Raw genomic sequence first — 25522 nt, 5'->3', positions numbered from 1 at the left:
AGTACTTAAAACTTTGAATTCCCATAGAAAATGCAAAGGAATGTTTGGTAAGACTGTTTTCACACAAATGCATGCGAAAACAGCCTTGGTAAAAGACAAAAAGAGCATGAATTGCCATAAATTACGCCTTCTCTTCAGCTTCTTTTCCTGATATAATGTGCGGTTGGGAAAGGAGGAGAAACCATGGCAGATCTACAGCAATATATTTTCTTTGATTTTGAAATGCTTTGTTCCAATCGGGGAATGAAATTTGAAGAGATGGAAGCGATCCGTTTGGGTGCAGTTAAATATGATCTGCAAACACAGAAAATTTCTTATTTCGATCGTTTTATTCGTCCTCAAAATCAAAAGAAGTTAACTCCATTTTGTACAGAATTAACGGGAATAACCGATGATGATTTAAACAATGCCCAGGATTTCAAAGAAGTGTTTGCTGAATTTTTATATTGGGTCGGCGGAGTGAAACGCTCTCAGTTCTTCTCGTGGTCCAAAAGCGACTTAGCCAGATTAAAAATAGACGCAGCGCGCAATGAATTGCCGTCTCGAACCATTCAAAAAATTGAGAAACGATATGTAGACTTTCAGGCAATCTTTTCAAAAAGGGTGACGAAAGCACATTTTTCAGTACAAAATGCATTGGAATTGTACGGAAAAGAGTTTATTGGAGATAAGCATAATCCAATGTGGGATGCCTACAATACGCTGCAAATCTATCTTTGTTTCTTAAACGAACGTTTAAATTCTGACTTGATTATGCTAAAGCAATATATTTTGAATGAAGTTCCAGATGAAATAGAAAAAATCAATGCGTCCGTGTCAAAAGCTATAAAAGATGATATCTTATTTCTTTATCGAGAAGGCAGAGATGTCATCAAAATGAGTGATGCCTATAAATTTTTAAAAAAGGCAAAAAGACTCGCAGAAAAATATGAAAATATTGTTATCAACAGATCTGGGATTTTTTCAAAGAAAAATATAGAAGATGCACGTTCTATTGGACGCTTTTACGAAGATTTGCGTGTCACCTATGATATTCACAAGGCATATTCATCCAAGATTATGATATTGGACGAGCATTCCGTAAGACCTTTGCAGCACCAGGCTGCTTTTGGAGGATAGATATTTCCTCCGTACATACTGCTACCTTTCTTTTCATGATAAATTACCTTTTGTTTGAGGAATATCCAGTAGCCAATTGTTTTGTTCGTTTGCTTCGATTAATTCATTCAGTTCATAAGTTTGATAGTACTTTTCCTCCACGAAAGGATCCTTTTCCACCCATTGTTTAGCCTCTTCATAGTTCTCAGCTACAATAATTTGTATGGCAGCGCTATTGTCTTCAAATGGCCCGCATAGAAATAGTTTCCCCATTTTATCTAATGTTCTTAAATGATCTACATGTTTATTCAGTAGTTGAGCAGTAAGTTGATTTGGCTTTTTATTTTTTAATAAAACAACAAATTTTTTCACATTAATCCTCCAATTCAGTATTTACTTTATAGGAGTACTTTCTAAAAAAAGAGGCATAATATGCCCCTTTCTTAAGTAACTTGAATAACTAAGCAAATGTACGTTTTAGCGATTCTTTACATTTACAATCAGTCAATCTATAGCCTAAAATTTTGTAACCTCTTCTCTTTAAATAACGGATACTAAGATTTTTTTCTAAAGGACTGGACGCGACGATAAAGAGTTTATGTTTCTTTAATTGATGATGATATCTCTTTAAATAGGCTATGGGGATATTAATGGCGCCATGCACAGGATCCTTATAGGCTTGATTATAATCTCTTACATCGATAATCTGTGTAGTACTTTCATTTACCTCTTGTGTTGAAGAACACTTTACCCCATAAATGGGAACATATCTATTATAAAATTTTAAACAAATAAAACTTATAAGCACTATCAAAATATAAATCATTATCCCAGCCCCCTTTCATTAAATAGGCAAACACTGCAAGTAATATTTTATATCCTCGGGGTATGTTGTTCAATATATAACTCTTTTTTGGCATCTTGAAAGCTATAAGGGATTTAGTACGTATAATAAAAGGGTGGCTATCCACCCTTTTTAAATTGTGTTTAGTTTTCGGTATTTTCCACCAAAATAAAGAATCGGATCTCCGTCTTGCATAGTTAAATCTGTTACTTCACCAATATACAGGGTATGGTCTCCTGCTAAATGGGCGTCATATACGTTACAGGTTAGATTCACTAATGCACCGTCAATTACAGGCATATTATTTAAACGCTTGAAATGAATACTATGTTCATCTTTCTTTTGTCCCGCGAAAATTACAGAATACTCTTCCTGATTTTCAGCCAGAACACTGACAGCAAATTTCCCTGCTTTTTGAATAATGTCATGCATTCTTGCATGATGTCCAATCGATACCAGTACAAGTTTCGGATTGAGGGAAACTGACATAAAGGCATTGGCCGTCATTCCGTGGATGTTTCCATCCACTTCTGTTGTAACAACCGTTATTCCGGTTGCGAATTTCCCCATTGCGTTTCTAAAAGTACGATCATCCAATTAGGTCACTCCCCTTAGTTACGATTGATGACAACCAGCTTCATCTCGGTCATTTCTTCAATCGCGTATCTAATTCCTTCTCTCCCTGTTCCACTTTCTTTGACTCCGCCATATGGCATGTGATCTACTCTAAAAGTCGGGATATCATTTATCATAACACCACCGACCTCTAATGTCTCCACTGCTTTGAGAGCTAAATTTATATGATCTGTGTAAATTCCTGCCTGCAGTCCATAGCGGGAATCGTTGACATGGTCAAATGCTTCTTCAATTGAGGATACTTTATTGATAATTACAATAGGAGCAAAGACTTCCTGGCACGAAACTTTTAATGAAGCATCCACATCCGTCAGCACTGTTGGAAATAAAATATTTCCTTCAACCGTTCCACCAGTTAAAACATTAGCACCACCCTCTACCGCTTCTTCAATCCAGGAAAGAGCACGCTCAACATCTTTTTTAGAAATAAGGGCTGATACATCAGTTTCTGGGTCAAATGGATCCCCTATTTTTAACATTTTCGTTTTTTCTACGAATTTTTGTACGAAACGCTCGTATTCCTTTTCATGAACGTAAATGCGCTGAAGCGAAATACAGACCTGACCCTGGAAGCTAAATGCCCCTGTTACACAACGCTCTATAATTTTATCGAGATCAACGCCTTGATCTATTATCACAGCAGAATTCGAACCAAGTTCTAGTGTCACGCGTTTTAATCCGGCTTTGTTGCGGATACCAATCCCGACTGCTGGGCTGCCGGTGAAGGTAATCATTTTAACACGGTTATCTGTTACAATCTGATCTCCTACTTTACTGCCGCTGCCAGTTACTATATTTAATGCGCCATCAGGTAAACCGGCCTCTTGTAATAGTTCAGCAATAAAAAAAGATGAGAGCGGTGTTTGCGAAGCTGGTTTTAAAACGATTGTATTGCCTGATGCAATGGCAGGACCAATTTTGTGAGCAACCAGATTCATCGGAAAATTAAACGGGGTAATCGCCCCAATCACACCAAGTGGCTCACGAATTGTATAAGCTAACCGATTTTCTCCGCCTGGAGCTGCGTCTAACGGAATCGTTTCTCCGCCAATCCTGTTAGCTTCGAAGCTGGCGAATTTATACGTTTGAATCGTCCGTTTTACCTCTGCTTTCGCTGTCTCGATTGGCTTAGCGGCTTCTAAAGCAATTATTTTAGCTGCCTCTTCGAATCGGTCTTCAAGTAATTGTGCTAATTTAGCTAATATATCAGATCGTTTATGAATCGGAAGCCTTGCCATTACTTTTCGTGCCTTATGTGCCGCTTCAATTGCCTGATTTACTTCATCAGCATCTGCCATTGGAATTTCCGCAATCACTTTATTCGTATAAGGGGATGTTAGCCTCTGATACTCCTTTGCCTCAACCCATTCCCCGTTAATAAATAATTTTTTTCTTTCAATGGTCAATTTGCGTCACTCCCCGTACTTATTAAACCATATATTTTGATTGTAAGGGAAACGGGAAGACCTTTGAATAGATCATCCCGTTTTTAATATTTGCTTATTTTAGTTTATATGGTTTTAAATAACAAAGGTAGGTTTATGCTGTTTCAGAGTTGGTTCTGAGGTTGGGATTGATGACTGACCTTCTAGGTCTAAAACTGGAGTTGTTTCATTAAACCAGCTATCTGGTGCCTCATGTCCCCAGAAGGTTTGACGTCTTTTATCGTTAATATCCCAGCGTATCGGATTAAAATCGGGATCACTCGTTAAATAATCTCCATTATACAGTTCAATCCGATGGCCATCCGGGTCGCGCAAATATAGGAAAAATGCGTTGGAAAGCCCGTGACGGCCAGGTCCTCTTTCCATACTTTCCGTATATCCGCTTGCAGCTAACACGTCACAAGCATGAATTAAACTCATTGGATCACTAAGCCAGAATCCGATATGGTGAAGACGCGGACCTTTCCCATTCATAAACGCCACATCATGAACACTGGGTTTCCGGTGAAGCCAGGCAGCCCAAATCCGATCTCCCTCAGAAGCAGTATATTCCGAGCAGGCAAACCCTAATTCTTTTATATAAAAATGATAAGCCTTTTCTACATCCGGAACCATACAGTTAAAATGATCGATTCGCTGCACCTTTGCTCCCTTATAAAGGTCATAGCGCTGAAGCAATCTCTCAACAGAATCCATTTTTGCATAAAATTCGAGCGGCAGCCCTGAAATATCCTCAACGCGCAAGGCTCGGCCAACTGCTTTTTGCGTACCAGCCTCCTGCCACTTTGTTTTAAACCCCTTATCTGTAAAAAATTCAGCCAGAACATCGAGGTCTGCTTCTGAGTGGACACGGTAGCTTAAGACCTCAAGGGCAGGACCTTCTGCTTTTTTTAATAATAAAGAGTGATGGCTTTGTTCTTCTAATCCGCGTAAATAAAGATGATTGTCATCGGACTCAGTTACTACAAACCCTAGCGTATCCACATAAAATTTGCGGGATGCCTCTAAATCTGTAACATGCAAAACTGCTCTAGCTGCACGTATGATATTAAAATTCATTTTTTCACCCCTTACACAGTTGAAAAAGGCTTATTGCTGCCTTGATTCAAGAAGTCATTGACCCGTTGTTTAAACTCTTCTTTTTTATACCCTTCAAAGTAGGCCATTCCCATCCGGACCGGGTCACCAAAGAAATAATATTCATAATGCGTCTGACGGCTTCCAAAAGCACTCATTGTTAAATCCCAGGCTAAACGGAAGAGCTGTACACGCTCATAGCCCTCGAGATTTTTCCCCTGAAGACCGCGATGGATGATGGGACCAATTTCCTCGTGGTGAAAATCAGCTTCTGTCGGGATTCCCATTAATCCAGATGCCCCAAGTACACGAACTATTTCTATTAATCTTGGATACACCCGCGGATACCAGTTGCGTGCAGCATTTAATGCATCAAAATCGGGGGTCATAGTTCCTGATTTATCAAGCTTCGCATTATGCTCAGCCCTAAATAAATGCGATTTTATCGTTTCAAGGGTCAGCATGATTTCAGTGCCTTTATCTTGAACATGCTGAAACCCCTCAATTCCAATCGCATCCATGATAGAGAGGGCGACGCCAAGAATGAATTCTGTTTTAACGACATTTTTTGCTACAACTTGGTGAGCCATATGCACAACGGCATTGGTTTCACGGAAGGTACGGTTACAAATCGATGAATTGCCGCAAACAAAAACCCGTTCCCATGGTACAAACACGTTTTCAAATGATACGATTGCGTCGCCTTCTTCAAAGCGAGAAGCTAATGGATGATCCCATGTACTTTTTCCATAATCAAAGGATTCACGGCTGATAAATTTAAGTCCGGGTGTATTATTCGGTATCGCAAACGCAAGTGAATAAGGGTCATCGAGTTCTCCTGCTTTTTTTACAGTTGACGGGAAAACAAGTATCTCATCGGTAATACCCCCTTGGGTAGCAAGAAGGCGAATTCCATCTACATAAATTCCATCTTTCGTCTTTTCTTTTAAATGCAACGCAACATTTGCATCCTTTTGTTCATGCTGTGCCTTTGCGCGGTTAACTTGCGGATGAATAAGCGTATGTGTCAGACTAATATCATTTTCCCTGGCATACTCATAGTACTTTCTAGCATTCTCGGCAAACATTGGGTCTGCCTCTGCAAAGATCTCATTGTTCATTCCCATTGCCATTACCTCAGCGTTGAGATAATCCGGAGAGCGTCCCATCATTCCTCCAGAAGTTAACGCCCACTCTTGGATCGCTTCTCTTCTTTTGATTAGCTCGTCAATTGTGGTAGGCTGCAGGAATGTCATGCCTACTTTATCCCCCGTCGTCGGAGACGTGTAAAGCATTTTATCCGATTTTTCATATTGAAGGTCATATAAATGAGCCATTGATTGAATAACGTTCTTAAAAGCCGGATGTTCGGTCACATCTTGAACTCTTTCTCCATGAATGTAAACGTTGTTATTCGCCTTTTTTAAGCGATCTATATATTGCTGCCCCGTTTTGGCTGGCATACTCGTTTCTCCCTCCTTGGAAATTCGCCGTTAATCTACATATTTGTAGTGGTTATCAATGGATTCGTAGGGTTTATCAACGAATTTTTGTTTTTATCAACCGATTCTTTGGTTTATCAGCGAATTTCAGTTTTTATCAACGGATCCATTGCGTTTTTCAACAAGTTTTAGTTTTATCAACGAATTCGTAGGGTTTATCAACCATTTTCAACGAATTATCTGTCTTTATCGTCGAATCTGCACTATTTATCAGAAATCCGTCACACTCAATCCTTCTCTTGCTTTTTCTTTCCAAACTGAGGAATATGAATATCTCCAATTGCAACATGAATCACTTTCGGTTCGGTGTAAAATTCAAAAGCATAATGTCCGCCTTCGCGGCCGATTCCGCTTTGCTTCATGCCGCCAAATGGAATCCGGAGGTCACGAACATTGTGAGAGTTTACCCAGATCATGCCAGCGTCAACCGCTTGTGCCACGCGATGTCCTTTTTTAATATCATTGGTCCACACATAACCGGCTAAGCCATATTTCACATCGTTCGCTGCCTGAATCACTTCTTCTTCTGTTTCAAATTGAATCACCGCCATCACGGGACCAAAGATTTCATCCTGGCAGACCTTCATATCATTCTTTGCGTTTAAGAGAAGGGTTGGCGGCAGGAAGTTCCCTTTGGAATATTCCGCTGGAACTACCCCTTGAATGACTTCACATCCCTCCTGCTTTGCCAAATCAATATAAGAGCTTACTTTTTCAAAATGTCCTTTATCGATTAGAGGCCCGAGCTGTGTGGAAGGGTTCAAAGGATCACCGATCACAATGTTTTCAACTCTTTCCTTTAAAGCAAAGATAAATCGGTCTTTGATATTTTTGTGTAAAAACACACGTGAATTGGCTGTGCAACGCTCGCCATTAAAGCTAAATATCCCCCAAACGGCTGCATCGACCGCTTTTTCAAAATCAGCATCATCAAATACAATCAGAGGAGATTTCCCTCCAAGTTCCATCGATGTTTTCTTTAGTGAGTCAGCTGCATTTTTTATAATCGTAGAACCTGTTACGGTTTCACCTGTAAAGGATATCGCTTTTACATCAGGATGTGCCACAAGTTCAGCCCCTGCTGTTTCCCCGTATCCGTGAACGACATTGAATACCCCTTTGGGCACGCCTGCCTGATGTATGATTTCTGCGAGTTTATTAGCCGTTAATGGTGATAGCTCAGCTGGTTTTAAAATGACTGTATTTCCTGTTGCAAGAGCTGGAGCAACCTTCCACGTTGTCAGCATAAAAGGTGCGTTCCAAGGGGTAATCAGTCCAATTGGGCCAAGAGGCTGATAGATTGTATAATTGATATATTCGCCATCAACCGGATAGGCATCCCCGTGAAGTTTAGATTCAACCATCCTGGCATAAAATCGGAAGTTTTCCGCAGACCGTCCTGCCATTTTTTTCGTTTGGCTGATTGGCAGCCCTGTATCCAGTGATTCTAGATAAGATAGTTCTTCACTATGTTCATCAATTAAATCTGCAATCCGGTAAATATAGTTCATTCGTTCTTTTACCCTCATCGAACCCCACGGACCCTTTTCAAATGCCTCCTTAGCCGCTGCCGCAGCAACTTTAATATCTTCAGCACGACCTTCCGAAATTCGGTTGATCACTTCATTTGTAAAAGGATCTATATTATCGATTGTCCCTCCAGACTTTGCCTCCACAAATTCACCATTGATATAGAGTTTGATATCCTCTACTTGCTTGTGTATAGACCGGTCCGCTCCCTTGATAATTTGATTCTGCAATTTATGCTCCCTCCTTCGAAATGAAGATTTTTACTCTACTGGAACTTCTGTATATTGGCTTAATACTTGACGCACTTCTGCCTGTATTTCTTTTGCAGGTAAATCCATCGGCAATCGTAAAACAGGTTTAATTTTTCCGAGCATGCCTAATGCGGCTTTAACAGGGGCCGGATTCGTATCTCTAAAGAGAACATCATTTAAAGGCATAAGTTCATAGTGCAGTTCCAGCGCTTTTTTATGATTGCCATTAAACCAGGCATCATGGAGTTCAGCCACTTTATCAGGTACAATATTAGCTGTTGCACTTATAGAACCTGCTCCGCCAATAGCAAGCATCGGATAGCATAAAAGCTCAATGCCTGAATACAAGTTGAAATTACGGCCACAATTTAATAACACGCGATTTACATGTTCAAAGTCTTTGTTTGATTCTTTGACACCGATGATGTTCGGACAATCTTCTGCTAAACGAGCTAATGTTTTAACTTCGAGGTTGGTACCTGTACGGCCAGGAATGTTGTAGACAATGATGGGAATACTTACGGAGTCAGCCACTGCTTTAAAGTGTTTATAGAGAGCGTGTTGAGAAGGTTTGTTGTAGTAAGGAACTATCACGAGAGCAGCATCGGCGCCCATTTCCTCAGCTTTTTTCGTTAAATAAAGGGTTTCTTCATGGTTGGTTGAACCTGTTCCTGGGACGAAAGGAACACGGCCATCCACTGCCTTTAATGCCCTTTCCATCACCCTAATCCGTTCATCTAATGTTAGCGAGCTTGGTTCACCAGTCGTACCGGTAACTGAAATGCCGTGGCTCCCACTTTCAATATGCCAGCTGATCAGGTTTTCAAGGGACTCTAAATCCAGTGTAAAATCCTCAAAAAACGGCGTAACAATAGGGGCGATTGAGCCTCTCAATCTTTGCTTTGCTTCCTCATATCTTTCCATGATTTCAAAGCACTCCTTTTATTCATTTTTGTAATGAATGATAATTTTAAATTTTATGAAAACCCTTTCATTTTTACTGTATCATGTGATACTCTATATAAAAAATATCTATTTTGTTGGTTTTCCATATGAAATATATATGGATTGGAGGTCTGCTATGGACATTAGACAGCTGTTTTATTTTTGTACGATTGTCCAAGAAGGACAAATCACCAGAGCCGCAAAAAAACTCCATATGGCACAGCCCCCTCTCAGTCAACAATTAAAACAGCTCGAACAAGAATTGGGTGTGACCCTCCTTGAAAGAAATGGCCGCAGCCTGGAATTAACGGAAGCAGGAAAGCTCCTATACCAGCGTGCCCGTCATCTTCTCACTCAATTGGAAGAAACGAAACAAGAAGTAAAAGAAACGGGCGAAGGACTTCGCGGGGTATTGGCCATTGGCTCTGTCAAAACTTGTTTTTCCCATCTGCCCGATAAGATTAGGCAATTTCGGGAGCTCTACCCAAATGTATCCTTTCAATTGCGTGAAGGTGACACATTCTATGTAAGTGAACTGCTTCGCAACCGGGAAGTTGAACTTGCGATTGTACGACTTCCGCTAAACACCCAGGAATTCTCCATGATTCCACTTCCAAATGAACCGTATGTTGCCGTTGTTCCGAAACAATGGGAAAATCAGCTATCCTCTGCCAAAGCCATTTCGATGAAAGAACTAAAAAAATTTCCATTATTGCTGCTTCATCGGATTAACGGGTTCGGACAATTTGAAATGGTTATTAATGAATGTAAACGGCATGGATTTTATCCGACAATCGCTTGTGACTGTCCGGATGCTGCGATGCTCTTGGCACTGGTCGACGCTGGTGTAGGAGTTACCCTTGTTCCAAAATCAACTCTTTATACGTTTCCTACTAAAAAAACAATAACCGTTGAAATCTATGATTCTGCACTTTTATCTGAATCAGCTGTCATTTGGCTAAAAGACCGGTATCTTTCGAAGAGTGCCCAATTTTTATTAAAAACATTTGAGACTCAAAAAACTTGCTTGTAAATCTTGGGAGTGTCCATTTTCTAAATCTTTGTCTACTAAATTTAAGAAAAATAATCAATCATAATTTTACTAATAATTCGAATCATCCTTTTATATCTCATATGATTTTATACAGGATTTTTCTAATAAGTCATAAGGAGTGAATCCAATTGACCACAGCTATATTTCGATTAGCGGGCAGATTACAAATGATACAGGCTTCTGTAGATCCTATTAATGAAGAATTTGAATTAAATGGAAAAACTTATAGATTGGATCAGGTTAACTGGGATGTTCCTACTTCAGGAACTGTGTATGGAACTCTATTAAACTATCAGGGGAATATTGAGACTTTAGGAGATACACTTTTTCAAGAGCCTTACATCCAACCTCCTAAAGCCCCTATTCTTTATATTAAACCAAAAAACACATGGCTTGGCTCTGGGGTAAATATCCCACTTCCTTCTGATTTAGAAGAGCTTGAAGTTGGGGCTGCATTAGGAATCGTAATTGGAAAAACGGCCACTCGGGTGAGCAAAGAAAAAGCGATTGACTATATTGCAGGCTATACCATTGTTAACGATATCAGTGTTCCCCATACAAGCTATTTCCGACCAGCCGTCAAGCAAAAAGCACGAGACGGTTTTTGCCCAATCGGTCCTTGGATTGTGGAACAACATGAAATTTTAAATCCAGACGCACTTTCGATTCGGGTGTATGTAAACGGTAAACTTAAACAAGAAAATAATACCGCTAATTTAATTCGTCCGATCCCTCAGCTTATACAAGATGTCACCGAATTTATGACCCTTTATGAAGGAGATGTACTCTTAGTTGGGGTTCCGGAAAATGCTCCTGTTGTTCGAGATCACGATCTTGTTCGAATTGAAATTGAGGGAATCGGCGCTTTGGAAAATCGGATTGTTTCCGAGGGACAATTAATTGGGGGTGTAAATCTATGAAACGGGCAAGAGTGGCAGTGTTTGGGGCCATTCATGATGCAGTCGAAGTAAATGGAAAGCTGCAGCTAAATGATGGACGGATCGTTGAGCAGGAACATGTTGTATGGCTTCCCCCAGTTGAGCCACAAACAGTCTTCACCCTTGGGCTAAATTACGCAGATCATGCAAAAGAACTAACATTTCAGGCACCTGAGGAACCTCTTGTTTTCTTGAAAGGCCCGAATACATTGGTCGGTCATTTGGGGCAAACCAAGAAACCAAGTGATGCTACCCATATGCACTATGAATGTGAGCTTGCCGTAGTAATAGGCAAATATGCTAAGAAGGTAAAAAAAGAAAATGCTTATGACTATGTAGCCGGATATACCATTGCCAATGATTATGCGATACGTGATTATCTTGAAAACTATTACCGTCCTAACCTCCGAGTTAAAAATAGAGACACTGGCACCCCGATTGGACCTTGGTTAGTCGATCGTGATGATATTAAAGATCCTATGAATCTTTCTCTTCGAACATATGTAAATGGAGAGTTGAAGCAACAAGGAAATACTAAAGATATGATTTTTGATATTCCTTCCTTGATTGAATATTTAAGCAGTTTTATGACGTTGTATCCCGGAGATGTTATTCTAACCGGTACACCTGAAGGCGTAACAAAAGTGAATGCCGGTGATGAAGTAATATCAGAAATTGAAGGAATTGGCCGTTTACTAAATACGATAGTGAGTGACGACTGTTTTCAAAGATAGGGAGGTTGATTGTATGCCACATATTATAGTTGAATACACTGACAACATAAAAGATGAAGCTCAAATCCCAGAACTTTTAAAAAAGCTTCATGATGTTCTGATTGCCCGTCCAACTATCTTCCCGATCGGGGGAATCCGTTCAAGAGCCTTTGAATTGACTAATTACCGAATCGCAGATGGCACCGAGGACGATGCTTTTGTCCATGTCACACTAAAGATTGGAAATGGACGATCGAGTGTTGATAAAAAAGCTGCCTGTGACGAAATGTTTGAAGTATTAAAGGGTCACTTTTCCCCTCTGCTTGAAAAAAGGTATCTCACCCTTTCACTAGAGCTTTATGAATTTGTAAATCCAACTTATAAGTATGGAAATATTCATGGAAGATTTAAGTAAGATTAAAAGATAATGACCACGAAGACAAAGGCTTGGGACCGTGTATTCTCAAGCCTCTAATTTAAGAATTAGGGCAGTTCAGGTGGTTATCAGAATATACACTATTTTTTTTTCGCCAATTCATCCCGATCCAATGCCCTTGGCGGTTCTTCAAGCCATCCGTTTTTTATCATAATATTGACTCCATCTTCCGCATATAAAAGAATATCCCTTGTCAGGTCGGCATACTTGGTGCCAATATCTCTTCTTGGGCTTCCGGCCACACTTGCGCCGTAATATCCAATGCTCAGAGAAATTAAGGCTGTTGTATAAAACATCATTAATTTATCTGAAAATGTGTATGCTGTAGAATCAGATACCTCAGTATCCCAAGTAGTAGGAGCAGGCAAGTCTTCATTTCGAAGAATTGTTCCAAAAATATGACAATGCTTCTTTGCGATTTCTTTCCCTCGTTTGAAATATTTCCTTACTTCATCAGATTTTGCTACCTGACTATAGCCGATAAGCGTAGCATTTCCTAAAGCATTCCTCTCAAAATTAGCAAATAGATTAGTGATTTCTAATGCAGTCAATGTTCTTTTATCAAAATAGCCTGAAAGAAAACTTTGTTTTTTAACAAAATCGATATTTTCCGGAATTTCGAGGTAAGGAGACCGAATATAAAGACCTTTTGACAGTAAAACCTCATTTGCTTGTCTATGCAAGTCTGTACTTTCTTTTAGGCACTCTGCAAAATAACTGTAGACATCGGATCTGTCTGCTAAGGAAACTCCCAAACTATAGGCACTTAAACCAATCTTGCCCATCTGAGATAGATAAGTTAATACATAACAATCAGAAAACAATCTGGGTGCCGTTACATCTACATCTTCTTCTAATTTAAAACCGTATGGAATCGGAAAATTTTCTTTATTCATAATCTCCGTCAGCTTATCGATATGCGATTGTGCCAGTCTCAATGCTTGTTCAATCACCGTGCGAATTTCCTGATCTTCGGCTTTTTCTAAAAAATACGTAAGCTGGCATATTGATGCTGAATCATTCATGTAGGCAGACCAAAGTTGAGATATTTCAGCTGCCGTCAGTTTTATCACCTTTCCATCTTGCTCCAACGACATTCCCTCCTTTAAACGAAAAAATTTTTTTTATTTTTCTAATCTCTATACTTCCATATTTTGCGAATTATATGTATTTAAAAAAGTTTAAAAACGTCACTTTTACAACTAAAAAAGCACCACTTCGCCAGCGGTGCTCCATTTTATTAAACATTGCTTTGATTTAATTTCCGTCTAACAATAATTTTTCATGTACCTACAAAAGATTGGTTAACGTAAATTTCTCTAAAGGACCTTTTTTTGAAGATAAAGTTACTTTTTCTGAATCAGACCAAATCCCAGACCCGTAGGATCGACTAAATACGCCAAATAAAATTCGTCGAATTCCATTTTATCTCGAACAACCAAGGCACCATTTGCTTTAGCTTTTGAGATGGCTTCATCAATTGAATCTACTTCAATTTGAATACGTGTTCCATGAGGGTGGTCAATAGGTCCCTTTCCTACTCCTCCATTTATACCTTGTTTTTCATCATTCCCAGTAGTAGCCGCCCAATAGTCCCAGTGCGGTTCTGCAAATTCCCAGCCAAACACTTCAGAATAGAATTTCACTGCTTTTTCAGGTTCCTGACTGCTGAGCTCAAATCCAATCACTCTTCCCATCTAATTACCTGCTTTCTCACATTTTATTATGTACCATCTATTTAATTCGGCTTTATCCACTGTTTTCCTCTATTAATCTACAAGATTCAACCCTAAAAAGCATCTGGCTGCATGAATACTTTACCCTCTTTATTTTCTTTTGAAATTTTAAATAACTAATTGAAAAATTTTTTTAATTTGCTCTTCATTATCATTCATATTCACTAAATTACTCAGAGCTTTATTTAATCTATAGAATTCCGGAATCATATATTTGATAGTTTTCATTATGTCGTTAGGGTTTCTGCTGCAATCCCAACTTTCTAATAAGGACAATTGATGATTGCTTAATTTACTTCTCTTCCCCTCAACTTTGGACCAAACTCCATATGAAGTATCTAAATGCTGCTCCATCTCCATATACCACCCATAAGCAATGAGCCAGCGGATTCGATCTACGTTAAAATACGCGTAGTAGAGTTCACCTCTCATAACGGCACGGTAGGTTTCGTGTATTAAGGCAAGAACTTTTCCTCGCCAAAATTCAACCTCGTCAGGTGTTGGTTTATAAACGATATTTGCTGATTCCTTTACCACATAGTTTAAGATATTTTTAGGATCATAAAGAACTTGAATCCCATTTAACCAGATGGAAGGTTCTATTTCTTCAGGTGAATGCTACCAGCTATCCATTTTTACAAAACATTGAAAGTGAGTCACAATAACTGGTGATGTTAAATTACCTTCAAAAAATAAAACCTCTCCCCAATTGCTTGATCGATTCCGTTTATCCCTAATAAAATCGGCTTTCTTCTCTGGATTAACGATGGTGTGTAAGTCAATATCTGAATACAGGTCTTCATTTCCTTTAGCCAACGAGCCATGCAAATAAATTGCCAAAACATGAGGATCTGAACTTAAATCCGCTACTGCTTTATGCAGAAGTTCATTTCTGTATTTTGGTAATAAAGAATCCCTTTCAATATGCTTACTTACAAATCCCACACATGTTTAACCATCTCCTATTCTTCTTTTACATTGATATTTTCTCTATAAAGAGCCTGGATACTAATCCAGTTACAATATAGAAGGCAAAAGAACATACGTATCTCCATTTTACATATGTAACGAAACCAAGAGAAACAGAAAGGGGTTCACCAATAAATGAAAATATAAAGGCAGTAAAAAATAAAAAAATAATATAGGTTCTCCATTTACTACAATATTGATAAATCAGCATAAAAGTTATGGGAATAATGGTAAAATCGAAAGGATATGCCAAAAGTCCAAATGGAACAAGCTTAATCGGATAAACCCAGGCCCCCATCTCACTGCCAAGATCATCAGCAAAACTGGTGATAACCATAACGATTAATCCAAAACACCAGATTTGAAGAGCCCTTTTACTGTCTAACAGGATAAAAAAAATGATCCATGGTACAATGAAACCTTAAACAAGGAACCACCAGTCCCATGTAAACAAAGATGAAGTGAACCAGTTTTTTAAAGCTAATTGAGCGTATTCATTTTGTAATTCAATTAATTTCTGTTCAATTTCACCCATGCACTTCGTCCCTTTTTACATTAGTTTCTCCATAGCACTTAAACCCATTCACTAAAAGGGACTTACAAGGATTCACTAAACACCCTTTCTTTTTTCTTTGCAAAAAGAACGATTCACTCCAATTTTTCTTAAATCAATATTCACTTTCAATTTTTTTTATCCGGTCATATAATTCCTGATTTACAGGAGTAGCAATCCCGTGTTTTTTTCCATATTCAAGCACGGTTCCAGCAAACAACTCGACTTCACTATAGCGTTTTGCATCTACATCCTGCGCCATCGATGGTTTTCCGTTTGGACTTAAAGTGCTCAATACATCAAGCCAATAATGCAGGTCTTCTTCTGATAAATAGACACCTTCTTTTTCAGAAATTGCAATGACTTCTTTCATGGCCGCAATCATCATGTCTCTTGCAAGGCCCTCTTTTTGAATTTCACCGTAATTGCTTTGGTATACAGCGACGGTTTGATTCACCCCTACATTCAGCATAAATTTTCCCCACAACCGTTTAGACATATTGGTATCCACCTGATAGGGAACACCCGTTATTTCAAAAAAGTCTGCAACTGCTTTAGTTTTTTCAGAAATGATGTCTGGTTCCTTATCACCAAAAACAAGCATTCCCATGTTGTCATATGCAAGCTTATTGTCAACCTTAACTGCATCCATACCTTGGGCAACACAATATAAAATGTTGTTCATGCCATAAGTCTCACCGATAATAGCTTCACTTGTAATCCCATTTAAGGCAGATAAAATAATCGTATTTTCTCCAACTTGATTTTTGACAGCCTCAATTGCTTTGCGCAATCCATTTATCTTTACACAAAAGATTAGCAAGTCTGCAGGTTCACACTCTTCTTCAGGCGACATATAGTTAAAATTGCAACGTTCTCCGTTGCAATAAACACCTTCACTTTTATACTTTTGAATCCGATTTTCATCCGCTATGATTCTTACATTTTCTTTTGGCAGTATTTTAGATAAATGATGGCCAAATAAAATTCCTAAAGCTCCTAATCCAATAAATGATACTGTTTTGATTTCCATTTTGACCCTTCCCCTATGTAGTGATAAAAAATTTTATACTACTATACAAGAAACTGTGAAAAATAACCTATGGGAACAATAAGTACAATTCTAATATTTCAGAAGATTATTGACAAGATTTGCGTTTTTAAAGATAAATAAAAAAGCCTTCCTGATTGTGGAGGCGCTTAAATAAAGGATATTTTAATTCAACCAAACTACCATCCATATTCACGAAAAAATTCAGCGGTATTAATAAAATCGCTCTTTAGAAAATCTTTTCTCGGGATGAATTCCCATGTATATTAATTGATACTCAAACTGCTATCTTCCCAAGACAAAATTGCAAATCCATCTTCTGCTCTTTTAGTAAATAATCAAGTACTATCATTAATCTCCACTTTTCACCATTACAATTGACTGTTAGATTCACTCCCCCTATTAAGGATTTGGAGGATCCAGCTTTCTCCTTTCCCTAGAAAAATTAATGGAATAAACTCCAGTCTCGTATGGAGGAATATCAAGATTAGTTTGAGTTACCCTAAAAGGAAAACCTGAGCGGAGTTTTACCCTAATTTTTCTGAAATAGCTCTGCTTTTTAGATTTACAGATTCACATTGGATTTGAATTCTTTTAAAATGAAGCTGGTTGATGCCAAGGTTGTTACCTCCCTAACCGCTTCCGTCATGTAGCCATTTCACAATTTTTAGTATGAATCCAGTACCCAATATCACCTTTGGAATTTTCCAATCCATCCCTTGAATACTGCAAACTCCAACAAACCCCTCGGTTTTCTTATGAAAAATTAGAAAACGATAACTTTCCTCTCTTTAGATAATTGATATGAGCTTGTCTTATATTAAGCTCAGTTTCCTCAACTTTCGGTACTTCCTGAGCAAACGGGAGCCATTTTTTTAATTCATGAATAGATTTTGGACCCCAGATCTGATATTGGCAAACTCTTTCTTGGGAGGCATACTTGTGTACATCTTGCCAGTCATATTCCTGAAATTCGCGTAAATAGATCTTTTAGGTTAAATACTTGCAACTATTCATACCACTTAATCTCCTCTAATCCACATTTATTTGGACAATTATTAGTAGATTCGCCGTTGCTTAATAGTAACTTAAACATATTTTAGCAATAAGTTTGAAGCTTTCATATTGCCTGACCAAATCTCATTTGAAAGGAGTTGTTTCCTATAAAGATCGCAATGATTGGTACGGACAAGCTGACCGTTCCCCCCCTAAGAGGGGGAGCTGTTGAAGTATTAGTTGATGGAGTAACCCCTCATTTAAGTAAAAAGCATCAACTAACTATCTATTGTATAACAGACCCGGACCTTCCTGATTATGAAGTGGTAAATGGGGTCGAGTACATTCGTGTTCCTCGTGAGAATTACGAATACAATGTAGGGATTAAGCTGTCAGAGAAAACTAAAAACAAAGAGTATTATGATGTTATCCATGTCTTTAATCGCCCACGCAATCTACCAATTTACAAGGCGGCTATGCCAGAGAGCAGGTTCATTATTAGCCTTCATAATGAAATGTTCCGGGAGGGGGAAATTTCCTCCGAAATGGGGAATTTGGCCATTAACTCGGTCGATAAGATCATGACGATAAGCGAGTATATCAGAGAAACGCTCATTGCCAGGTTTCCATTAGCTAAAAGTAAGGTTGAGGTTGTTTATTCAGGAATTGATTTAAATCGATATAAACCTATATGGGATAAGGAAGCTCAGGAAACTAGGAATAAACTGCGAAAAAAATATGGTGTAGAAGACAAAAATGTAATTTTATTCGTCGGACGCTTAAGTAAGACAAAGGGTCCAGATATTCTTATTCATGCAATGAAACAAGTAATCCAAAAATACGTTGATTCGGTATTGGTTATAGTTGGGAGCAAATGGTTTGGCAATGATATGATTGACGAATACGGATTAAGCCTTCGTCAGCTTGCCGAATCACTAGGAGAGAACAAAGTAATCTTCACAGGGTTTGTCCCCCCAAGTGACATTCCATCGCATTACTTAATTGGTGATATATTTGTATGCAGTTCTCAATGGCAAGAGCCCTTAGCGAGAGTCCATTATGAGGCCATGGGTGCTGGTTTACCTGTTATAACAACCAAACGGGGCGGAAACGAAGAGATTCTTGAACATCTTAAAAACGGAATCCTTATCGAAGATTATGCGAATCCAAAATCTTTTGCAGATGCCATATCCTTCTTATTATCCAATGAACAAGAAGCTAAAAGAATAGCAAAAGTTGGCAGGAAATTCGTTGAATCAAATTTTGGGTTTGAACATGTAGCGGTACGTTTGGAAAATCTTTATTCCGCTGCGATTGAAAAAAATAAATCTTAAGTTGTCTGTATGGACACAACCTTCAGCATGTTTTTTTAAATTTATTTAAATATTTGATGAAGTTATCCACTCAAATTGTTTTATTTTGCATTTAATTTATATAAAGAATAGCTCGGGGAAGATTCTCTTTAAGAGTATTTCAGTTTAGTGGAAGGTAATACGGCGATATACAGTATATATACGGAGGTTAGACGATATGATCGATTATGATACGCAAAAGAAAAAGAAACTTTTGCTCACCGGAGCGAATGGCAAAATTGGCCGCCTACTGCACAAGGCGCTGAAAAATAGTGGGTCTTACGACATCTTGGCCACCGACATCGAGCCTAACCGGGATCACAATGTAGTGCAGCTCGACGTAACGGACGCGGCCAGGCTTGAAGCATTGACCATCGGGGTGCATACGGTACTGCATTTTGCGTGGGCGAAAGACAAAGAGGACTTTCTCGGAAAAGTACTGCCCCTTAACGTGACCGGTGCGTATCATTTATACGAAGCGGCACGCAAGAACGGGGTGAAACGCATCATCTTTGCCAGCTCCAACCATGTCACCGGATTTTATAGGGTCGGGGAGCAGGTCAAGCCTGAAGACCCTTATCGGCCGGACAGCTTTTACGGGCTTAGTAAATGCTATATTGAGCTGCTCGGACGGTATTACGCCGATAAATACGGCATCTCCTCGATTAATATCCGGATTGGCAACTTTTCTGGAACTGACCGCCCTCTTTCTGAGAGAGCGTCCCACATCTGGATTTCCTCCCGGGATATGGTCCAGCTGACAGTTTGCTGCATCGAAGCTGATCCGTCTATCGATTTTCTCTGCCTGTATGGAACCTCGGCGAACACATCCAACTACTACGATATCGGCTATCTGGAGGATCTGATCGGTTATAAACCCGATGACAACGCAGCAGCTTTGCTGGAAGAAGAGATACGTCTCGGTACACTGCCTCCAAACAATATACCCTTTCAAGGCGGGATGCATGCAATAACAAGCCACGCCGAAGAAGTAAGGGAGTCTTCTTGTTGGTTTCCAAGGAAAAAGTGACAAAATACTAAAAACTGATAGAAACGAAAGGTCCTAGTAAATTATTGCACTTATACTTGGTTCCTATAATTGGCAACTACGTCGAATCAACTTCTGAGCTGACAATTTATGCTTTCCTAACGCGGAATCATATCGCTAAAGCGACTTAATTACTTCCCAAGTGTATGTTAATCACTTGGGACATTTCTCGCTTGTCGCGTGGCACTTCACAGTATAGGCATAGAACTTTTACTTCTTTGTCATCCTCTAAATCCATTCCAAACTTTTCGGCAACATATTCAGGAACCTCATCTTCTTTTCCGCAATCAATCTAAATCTCTACTAACTCCATCTCTACTTAACAACATGGGCAAAGAAATGGATCTTTATCAAATTCTTCAATCATACTTTCTCTTTACGATTTCTTTTTTTCTTATTTCAAGAAATAAAGACAGTTGTTCTCCGTAAATTTTTATACCTATACCTGTTCCTAAGGTTTTAATTAAATAAATGATGCAGTAACCTCTCCTTATCCTCGAAAATTTGCTTCATAATGAAATAATGATTGGAATCTTCCAATGTTGTCTCACTCATGCCTTCTTCTGTAAGCTGGATAATTTTCGCATCAGGGTAAGCCATTACTATAGGAGAATGGGTTGAAATGATAAATTGTGAGCCTTGTTCTACAAGGTCGTGGATTCTGGCCAGCATTGATATTTGCCGCAAGGGTGACAAAGCTGCTTCAGGTTCATCCAGAATGTACAAGCCATTGCCTTGGAACCGTTCAATAAAGGCTGCAAAAAAAGCTTCCCCATGAGATTGCTCATGCAGGGATTTGCTTCCAAAGGAATCAATGATTCTCCTGCCTCCCCCTGGCTCTCTGTCTAGTTCTTCAATATTGGTTGCGACATTATAAAAGGTTTCAGCTCTTAAGAAGAACCCATCCTTTGCCTTATTTACGCCTCTTACCGTACGGAGATATTGAAATAAATTAGAATGTGAATCAAAGTTCGAAAAACGAAAATTTAATGAACCTCCTTCAGGATTAAAGCCTAATGCAATTGCAATAGCCTCAAGTAATGTCGATTTCCCCATTCCATTTTCACCAATAATATAGGTGACATTGGGATGAAAAAGAATGTGTTGAAAATGACGGATAACTGGAAGATTAAACGGATAATGTTTATAACTAGTGATTAAATCCTCGCGTAAGTAAACCTCTCTTATGTACTGATTTCCTCGATTTAACTTCATATTATATAGAACACCTCTCGAAAAAATAGGTTGTATAGAAATTACCTGAATGTAAAAACTATCCAGTGGAAACAAAAGAAGAAATGAGGGAAATCATGAAGGAACTTTTACAGCAAGTCAAGCAAGAATTAGAGAAGGCATATGATCGTCCAGGATCCGTTGATTTAGACAGCAGCATCCAAAGACTTCAGGCCGCTAAGGAACAATATGGCGACAAAGGGACCATGATTGACGATTTAATCCGTTCCTTAACCAATGCTAGAAATGCAACAGTTCAGCTCGAAAATGCTGGAGACATTTCTTCTTCTGCAGCTTTTGGTGAAGCATATAACGCCCTTGACCAAGCGATTGAATCCTACACAGATACTGATAATGACCCCGTATAAACCTTGGGAAATCCCAGGGTTTTTTCATGTTTTAAACTAGACTATTAACATGATAAACCAGGTAACATACTTTCCTAATACCCCTATGTTACCATATATCTGTAAAAAAATTGTTATTCTTATTAACATCCGTCATTTGCTTCAGCTTCTTTTTCTATGTGTTATATCAAATAGGTGTTTCGCAATATTCAAAATTATATAGCATCTAAGATTTGTTTATAACTATTTCCAATTGGAAAAAATGGGATGAGATTACAGTATCAAATTGGCTGGAGGAATTTGTATGGGGGCTAAAACAACTGATCTAAAGAATCCGAATCACACGTTGTATCCAGGGAGAAATTTATGGGCAGGAATTCTATTTGGATTCGGTTTAGTCGCTTTTATTGATGAAGCGGTATTTCACCAATTGCTTCATTGGCATCATTTTTATGATAAGTCTACAACTGAAATCGGGTTAGTTTCCGATGGATTATTCCACTCATTTAGCTGGTTTTCGACGATTGGTTCCTCTTTTATGATGGCGGATTTGCACCACAGCCGCGCATTTTGGCTCAAAAGATGGCTTGGGGGCGTTTTACTGGGGGGAGGGGGTTTTCAATTGTATGATGGAATTATCCAGCATAAATTCATGCGAATTCATCAAATCCGCTATAACGTAGATATCCTCCCCTACGATCTGGTGTGGAATATCATCGCAGCTGCCATGATTGTGATTGGTGTAATCCTCATCAAAGGGACCCGAAACGGGGGTCAATTAGAAAGTAGGAAATTCGTAAATGAAACATAATCACTTAATAACACCACACGACCTAATATTAACTATTCCCTTACTAATTGCTTTTATATTTTATTGTTTGGCCGTCATTAAATCGAATGCAAGCTATAGAAAATGGCCAGGATATCGAATGGTTTGTTGGTTTTTAGGTATTTTTTCAGTCATGATTGCGGCGATAGGGCCAGTAGCTGTTCAGGCTCATTCTAATTTTGTTTACCATATGATCGTTCATTTGCTTCTAGGAATGCTGGCCCCGCTTCTGATTGTTGTTTCACAACCGGTCACTTTGCTTTTAAGGACACTCCCTGTTCGGACTGCCAGAAAGCTTTCACGGCTTTTAAAAAGCTGGCCTGTTCACGTTTATAGTCATCCGATGGTTGCATCAATATTAAATATAGGCGGGCTTTGGGTTCTGTATACAACTGAATTATTTAATGCGATGCACCATAATCCATTCATTCATCTAATCGTACACTTCCATGTGTTCATTGCTGGATATCTTTTTACAGTCTCAATAATCTATGTGGAACCTACTCATCGTCGATATAGCTTTGTTTTCCGTACAATTGTCTTTCTTATTGCATTTGCAGCCCACGGAATTTTAGCAAAATATATGTATGCTCATCCGCCAAATGGAGTGCCCGCCGACCAGGCAAAAACTGGTGCAATGCTAATGTATTACGGCGGAGATGCCATTGATATTATCTTAATTTTTATTTTTTGTTATCAATGGTATAGAACAAGCAGACCGACAGCAACAATTGCTACGGCCCGATAATTTAGATTATCAAACTCCTATGGCTCGTTTGATAGCAGTCGTCTTGTACCATTACATAAACCTTATTAAAAATTGATAGTATTTCTGTTCTAACTTTAAATCAATTTCTTAATCATTTTAATCTTTTCAAAATGCATCCCTTCATGGTACAGGCAAAAACTTAGAAATTCATCTACTCTAGATAAATACATTCCTTTTGAAGTAGTATAGGGACTGCTTACTTCTTCGTCTAAACGATACTGTAACACTTGTTCGATTCGTTCCATTTGATTTTCAAGCAAATGGATGATTTCTCTCATAGGCGGATATTTCTCATCTTGATTTGGTTTTGTGCCGGGACTGAAAAGTTCCTTATAATCTTCTGGAATTTGCATCGGTTCACCAGCATGAAAGAATGCAAATTTTTCTTGTACCAAACAAATGTGTCCAGCATTCCACTTAATATGATTGTTCGAGCCAGCCGGAATAATTTCAGAAGACTGATCATCCACATCTGCCAGTTCTTTTAGCGTCTGATTGCGAACAAATTGTAATTGCCTGAATATATAGGGTTTCATTTTGATTAACTCCTTCCCTTTTAGGGTCTTAACTGACTTGGTATATATCTCCATCTTAATAAGGAGTAAATCTATTTGTAAAGAATATATTTACTCATATTATTGAATAAATAAGCCAAGCAGAATAAAAATCATTCCGCTTCGGCCAATATTTTTATTAGATTAATAGACTCTTTCTTCCCCATACCTCAAGATATCCACTCTAGTTCGTTCATAATCCTTTAACAGTTTTTGCAGTTCATTATCCCGGTCGATCATATACTCAACGACCGGGAAAGAAGTCAGCAAACTTTGTAAAGTTTCTTTAGAAGAAGCCGTTTTTTCAGATGGAAAAGTATGTGAAGGAATCACCACATCGACATCTAATAAATTTTTTACAACATATGCTGCCTCTTTTGGATTCATTGTAAAATGGCCACTTGCAGCTAAAATAGCTATCGATGGCTTGTAAACTTCTTGGATTAACTTCATATCGCTCATCATTGCAGTATCGCCTGAATGATAAATAGTATGGTCATTCTTCCAATCCAAAATATATCCACTCGATTCACCAGCATACATCGGTGCTCCTATTGTTTCTCCATAGGAACTCGTATGACGGGCCGTTACCATTGTTAGTTCAAGGTCTTCATACTCAAATTGTCCGCCAACATTGAGAGGAATGACATTTTTCATTCCTTTTCCAAGGAGAATCAAAGCAAGCTCATATTGTGCAATAATAAGAACGTCAGGATTGGCCGCCACAATCTTATGGAGTCCGCTTGTATGATCAAAATGACCGTGAGTGAGTGCTACCAGCTGAATCGATTTCATGAATTCTTCCGTTTGGTAATCAGGGGGACACCCCGGATTCATATCAAAGAAGGGATCCACCAATACTTTTGTACCAGAATTACTGGTAAAGCAATACATCGCATGACCTAAACGTAAAATTTTCATCTCCATACCCCTTTTAGAAAAATAGTTCTATTGCCCATTCCATTCTATTCGCCTATTTTTGAATTAAGACATATAAAATAGTGATTTTTGACATAAAAAAAGCTGCAGAAAATTCCTGCAACTTACTAACTATTTATCCCTGCGTTTGGTCTTTTAATTTCCAACTACAACCCCTATAGCAAATCCATCATACCCCTTATTCCCTACGGTTTGAATAGCAGTTGCCTCAATTCGAGGTTCGTTCGCAAGTAAGTCAAAGAATTGCCGCGTACCTATTACACTTGGATTTTGACTGTTCTGATTTACAACTTCCCCATCCCTAACAACATTATCACCCACAATAACAGTTCCAACTCTTGAAAGCTGAAGGGCCCATTTGAGGTAGTTTGGGTTATTTGGTTTATCGGCATCAATAAAGATGAAATCGAATGCATCATATCCCATGGATTGAAGTTTTGGCAATGAGTCAAGAGCTGGACCAGTCAGGATTTGAACTTTATCAGAGAGTCCTGCTCTTTCAAGATTGGTCTGTGCTACATTAGCGTGTTTTGGGTTATATTCAAGAGAACCTGAATCCGTAGCGAAATCCTTTATAAACTTGCTCATAATGCCTGATATAATAAGGTTATCAGCTATTTTTGACTGATTAATTTTTTTCACCAGGCAGGTGTTCAAATTGGTTAAGTTTATATTAG

28 protein-coding genes are annotated in these 25522 nt (G+C 38.7%); 10 read left to right on the top strand and 18 right to left on the bottom strand.

The annotated features are described in order from the left end of the window. Positions 1–183 precede the first annotated feature (183 nt). Positions 184–1119 (top strand): 3'-5' exonuclease, encoded by a 936-nt coding sequence (locus MLE14_RS08250; protein ID WP_243297885.1) that lies wholly within the window; start codon positions 184–186, stop codon positions 1117–1119. 33 nt (positions 1120–1152) lie between these two features. Here the strand turns inward: MLE14_RS08250 and MLE14_RS08245 are convergent, their stop codons facing one another. From MLE14_RS08245 to hpaI, 8 genes are all read right to left on the bottom strand, one after another. Continuing rightward, complete coding sequence (locus MLE14_RS08245) at positions 1153–1470, bottom strand: YciI family protein (protein WP_243297884.1); 318 nt, start codon at positions 1468–1470, stop codon at positions 1153–1155. An 88-nt stretch (positions 1471–1558) separates the two neighbouring features. Further along, positions 1559–1924 carry a hypothetical protein gene (locus MLE14_RS08240; protein ID WP_243297883.1) on the bottom strand — a complete coding sequence of 122 codons (366 nt, stop codon included), beginning with the start codon at positions 1922–1924 and terminating at the stop codon, positions 1559–1561. A gap of 150 nt (positions 1925–2074) precedes the next feature. Then, entirely contained in the window at positions 2075–2539 is a 465-nt protein-coding gene (locus MLE14_RS08235) for a flavin reductase family protein (protein ID WP_243297882.1), read from the bottom strand. Between the two features lie 14 nt (positions 2540–2553). Then, the gene (locus MLE14_RS08230) at positions 2554–3984 is read right to left on the bottom strand and encodes an aldehyde dehydrogenase family protein (RefSeq protein WP_243297881.1); all 1431 of its coding nucleotides are present in this window, start codon (positions 3982–3984) and stop codon (positions 2554–2556) included. 114 nt (positions 3985–4098) lie between these two features. After that, on the bottom strand, positions 4099–5082 hold the full coding sequence (hpaD, locus tag MLE14_RS08225) for a 3,4-dihydroxyphenylacetate 2,3-dioxygenase (RefSeq protein ID WP_243297880.1): 984 nt from the start codon (positions 5080–5082) through the stop codon (positions 4099–4101). 11 nt (positions 5083–5093) lie between these two features. Next, entirely contained in the window at positions 5094–6563 is a 1470-nt protein-coding gene (hpaB, locus tag MLE14_RS08220) for a 4-hydroxyphenylacetate 3-monooxygenase, oxygenase component (RefSeq protein ID WP_243297879.1), read from the bottom strand. Positions 6564–6829: 266 nt separating this feature from the next. Next, positions 6830–8350, bottom strand: a complete 1521-nt coding sequence (hpaE, locus tag MLE14_RS08215) for a 5-carboxymethyl-2-hydroxymuconate semialdehyde dehydrogenase (RefSeq protein WP_390628518.1) — start codon at positions 8348–8350, stop codon at positions 6830–6832. 42 nt (positions 8351–8392) lie between these two features. Beyond that, on the bottom strand, positions 8393–9307 hold the full coding sequence (gene hpaI, locus MLE14_RS08210; RefSeq protein WP_243297878.1) for a 2,4-dihydroxyhept-2-ene-1,7-dioic acid aldolase: 915 nt from the start codon (positions 9305–9307) through the stop codon (positions 8393–8395). 157 nt (positions 9308–9464) lie between these two features. Between hpaI and MLE14_RS08205 the strand changes: the two genes are divergently transcribed. The 4 genes from MLE14_RS08205 to MLE14_RS08190 all read left to right on the top strand — a co-directional run bounded on the left by MLE14_RS08205 (position 9465) and on the right by MLE14_RS08190 (position 12448). Then, complete coding sequence (locus tag MLE14_RS08205) at positions 9465–10361, top strand: LysR family transcriptional regulator (protein ID WP_243297877.1); 897 nt, start codon at positions 9465–9467, stop codon at positions 10359–10361. 149 nt (positions 10362–10510) lie between these two features. Further along, positions 10511–11302, top strand: a complete 792-nt coding sequence (locus tag MLE14_RS08200; protein ID WP_243297876.1) for a fumarylacetoacetate hydrolase family protein — start codon at positions 10511–10513, stop codon at positions 11300–11302. Beyond that, complete coding sequence (locus MLE14_RS08195; RefSeq protein WP_243297875.1) at positions 11299–12054, top strand: fumarylacetoacetate hydrolase family protein; 756 nt, start codon at positions 11299–11301, stop codon at positions 12052–12054. The genes MLE14_RS08200 and MLE14_RS08195 overlap by 4 nt, the downstream gene beginning before the upstream one ends. Before the next feature lie 13 nt (positions 12055–12067). After that, positions 12068–12448 carry a 5-carboxymethyl-2-hydroxymuconate Delta-isomerase gene (locus MLE14_RS08190; protein WP_243297874.1) on the top strand — a complete coding sequence of 127 codons (381 nt, stop codon included), beginning with the start codon at positions 12068–12070 and terminating at the stop codon, positions 12446–12448. A gap of 101 nt (positions 12449–12549) precedes the next feature. Here MLE14_RS08190 and MLE14_RS08185 read toward each other — a convergent pair whose 3' ends face one another. The 6 genes from MLE14_RS08185 to MLE14_RS08160 form a co-directional block, all read right to left on the bottom strand. After that, complete coding sequence (locus MLE14_RS08185) at positions 12550–13560, bottom strand: DUF3231 family protein (RefSeq protein WP_390628482.1); 1011 nt, start codon at positions 13558–13560, stop codon at positions 12550–12552. Between the two features lie 255 nt (positions 13561–13815). Then, entirely contained in the window at positions 13816–14166 is a 351-nt protein-coding gene (locus MLE14_RS08180) for a VOC family protein (RefSeq protein WP_243297872.1), read from the bottom strand. A gap of 147 nt (positions 14167–14313) precedes the next feature. Then, positions 14314–14742: a hypothetical protein gene (locus MLE14_RS08175; RefSeq protein WP_243297871.1), complete on the bottom strand. Its 429-nt coding sequence runs from the start codon at positions 14740–14742 to the stop codon at positions 14314–14316. Positions 14743–14823: 81 nt separating this feature from the next. Beyond that, positions 14824–15150: a nucleotidyltransferase domain-containing protein gene (locus MLE14_RS08170; protein ID WP_243297870.1), complete on the bottom strand. Its 327-nt coding sequence runs from the start codon at positions 15148–15150 to the stop codon at positions 14824–14826. Positions 15151–15178: 28 nt separating this feature from the next. Beyond that, on the bottom strand, positions 15179–15562 hold the full coding sequence (locus MLE14_RS08165) for a CBO0543 family protein (protein WP_313897743.1): 384 nt from the start codon (positions 15560–15562) through the stop codon (positions 15179–15181). Positions 15563–15842: 280 nt separating this feature from the next. Then, positions 15843–16760 carry a ketopantoate reductase family protein gene (locus MLE14_RS08160; RefSeq protein ID WP_243297868.1) on the bottom strand — a complete coding sequence of 306 codons (918 nt, stop codon included), beginning with the start codon at positions 16758–16760 and terminating at the stop codon, positions 15843–15845. 1193 nt (positions 16761–17953) lie between these two features. Here MLE14_RS08160 and MLE14_RS08155 point away from each other — a divergent pair. Together MLE14_RS08155 and MLE14_RS08150 are read left to right on the top strand one after the other, a co-directional pair. Beyond that, complete coding sequence (locus tag MLE14_RS08155) at positions 17954–19108, top strand: glycosyltransferase family 4 protein (RefSeq protein ID WP_243297867.1); 1155 nt, start codon at positions 17954–17956, stop codon at positions 19106–19108. Between the two features lie 196 nt (positions 19109–19304). Continuing rightward, complete coding sequence (locus MLE14_RS08150; protein WP_243297866.1) at positions 19305–20156, top strand: NAD-dependent epimerase/dehydratase family protein; 852 nt, start codon at positions 19305–19307, stop codon at positions 20154–20156. A 477-nt stretch (positions 20157–20633) separates the two neighbouring features. Here MLE14_RS08150 and MLE14_RS08145 read toward each other — a convergent pair whose 3' ends face one another. Further along, complete coding sequence (locus MLE14_RS08145) at positions 20634–21389, bottom strand: AAA family ATPase (protein WP_243297865.1); 756 nt, start codon at positions 21387–21389, stop codon at positions 20634–20636. A 95-nt stretch (positions 21390–21484) separates the two neighbouring features. Between MLE14_RS08145 and MLE14_RS08140 the strand changes: the two genes are divergently transcribed. The 3 genes from MLE14_RS08140 (at position 21485) to MLE14_RS08130 (ending at position 23331) form a co-directional block, all read left to right on the top strand. Next, a complete protein-coding gene (locus MLE14_RS08140; protein ID WP_243297864.1) occupies positions 21485–21775 on the top strand; it encodes a hypothetical protein in 291 nt (96 codons plus the stop codon). 283 nt (positions 21776–22058) lie between these two features. Then, on the top strand, positions 22059–22565 hold the full coding sequence (locus tag MLE14_RS08135; RefSeq protein WP_243297863.1) for a DUF2243 domain-containing protein: 507 nt from the start codon (positions 22059–22061) through the stop codon (positions 22563–22565). After that, a complete protein-coding gene (locus tag MLE14_RS08130; protein ID WP_243297862.1) occupies positions 22555–23331 on the top strand; it encodes a cytochrome c oxidase assembly protein in 777 nt (258 codons plus the stop codon). The genes MLE14_RS08135 and MLE14_RS08130 overlap by 11 nt, the downstream gene beginning before the upstream one ends. Positions 23332–23426: 95 nt before the next feature. Here the strand turns inward: MLE14_RS08130 and MLE14_RS08125 are convergent, their stop codons facing one another. The 3 genes from MLE14_RS08125 to MLE14_RS08115 form a co-directional block, all read right to left on the bottom strand. After that, positions 23427–23888 (bottom strand): DinB family protein, encoded by a 462-nt coding sequence (locus MLE14_RS08125; protein WP_243297861.1) that lies wholly within the window; start codon positions 23886–23888, stop codon positions 23427–23429. 162 nt (positions 23889–24050) lie between these two features. Next, positions 24051–24827 (bottom strand): metal-dependent hydrolase, encoded by a 777-nt coding sequence (locus MLE14_RS08120; RefSeq protein ID WP_243297860.1) that lies wholly within the window; start codon positions 24825–24827, stop codon positions 24051–24053. A gap of 153 nt (positions 24828–24980) precedes the next feature. Continuing rightward, on the bottom strand, positions 24981–25522 hold a 542-nt coding region (locus tag MLE14_RS08115), incomplete at its 5' end, for an O-methyltransferase (RefSeq protein ID WP_243297859.1).

This window comes from Bacillus litorisediminis (genome assembly GCF_022808645.1).
Classification (GTDB): domain Bacteria; phylum Bacillota; class Bacilli; order Bacillales; family JC228; genus Bacillus_BF; species Bacillus_BF litorisediminis.
The sequence above is the reverse complement of the archived record's forward strand: the minus strand, read 5'-3'. Positions and strand labels throughout refer to the sequence as shown.

What these genes read in the sequence shown, in the direction of transcription:
- hpaI (WP_243297878.1), bottom strand. Translation starts at nt 9,307, where the DNA reads ATGGAAAGATATGAGGAAGCAAAGCAAAGATTGAGAGGCTCAATCGCC.
- MLE14_RS08150 (WP_243297866.1), top strand. Translation starts at nt 19,305, where the DNA reads ATGATCGATTATGATACGCAAAAGAAAAAGAAACTTTTGCTCACCGGA.
- MLE14_RS08190 (WP_243297874.1), top strand. Translation starts at nt 12,068, where the DNA reads ATGCCACATATTATAGTTGAATACACTGACAACATAAAAGATGAAGCT.
- MLE14_RS08145 (WP_243297865.1), bottom strand. Translation starts at nt 21,389, where the DNA reads ATGAAGTTAAATCGAGGAAATCAGTACATAAGAGAGGTTTACTTACGC.
- MLE14_RS08180 (WP_243297872.1), bottom strand. Translation starts at nt 14,166, where the DNA reads ATGGGAAGAGTGATTGGATTTGAGCTCAGCAGTCAGGAACCTGAAAAA.
- MLE14_RS08130 (WP_243297862.1), top strand. Translation starts at nt 22,555, where the DNA reads ATGAAACATAATCACTTAATAACACCACACGACCTAATATTAACTATT.
- MLE14_RS08140 (WP_243297864.1), top strand. Translation starts at nt 21,485, where the DNA reads ATGAAGGAACTTTTACAGCAAGTCAAGCAAGAATTAGAGAAGGCATAT.
- hpaB (WP_243297879.1), bottom strand. Translation starts at nt 6,563, where the DNA reads ATGCCAGCCAAAACGGGGCAGCAATATATAGATCGCTTAAAAAAGGCG.
- MLE14_RS08240 (WP_243297883.1), bottom strand. Translation starts at nt 1,924, where the DNA reads ATGATTTATATTTTGATAGTGCTTATAAGTTTTATTTGTTTAAAATTT.
- MLE14_RS08155 (WP_243297867.1), top strand. Translation starts at nt 17,954, where the DNA reads ATGATTGGTACGGACAAGCTGACCGTTCCCCCCCTAAGAGGGGGAGCT.
- MLE14_RS08120 (WP_243297860.1), bottom strand. Translation starts at nt 24,827, where the DNA reads ATGAAAATTTTACGTTTAGGTCATGCGATGTATTGCTTTACCAGTAAT.
- MLE14_RS08160 (WP_243297868.1), bottom strand. Translation starts at nt 16,760, where the DNA reads ATGGAAATCAAAACAGTATCATTTATTGGATTAGGAGCTTTAGGAATT.
- MLE14_RS08195 (WP_243297875.1), top strand. Translation starts at nt 11,299, where the DNA reads ATGAAACGGGCAAGAGTGGCAGTGTTTGGGGCCATTCATGATGCAGTC.
- MLE14_RS08250 (WP_243297885.1), top strand. Translation starts at nt 184, where the DNA reads ATGGCAGATCTACAGCAATATATTTTCTTTGATTTTGAAATGCTTTGT.
- MLE14_RS08135 (WP_243297863.1), top strand. Translation starts at nt 22,059, where the DNA reads ATGGGGGCTAAAACAACTGATCTAAAGAATCCGAATCACACGTTGTAT.
- hpaD (WP_243297880.1), bottom strand. Translation starts at nt 5,082, where the DNA reads ATGAATTTTAATATCATACGTGCAGCTAGAGCAGTTTTGCATGTTACA.
- MLE14_RS08125 (WP_243297861.1), bottom strand. Translation starts at nt 23,888, where the DNA reads ATGAAACCCTATATATTCAGGCAATTACAATTTGTTCGCAATCAGACG.
- MLE14_RS08205 (WP_243297877.1), top strand. Translation starts at nt 9,465, where the DNA reads ATGGACATTAGACAGCTGTTTTATTTTTGTACGATTGTCCAAGAAGGA.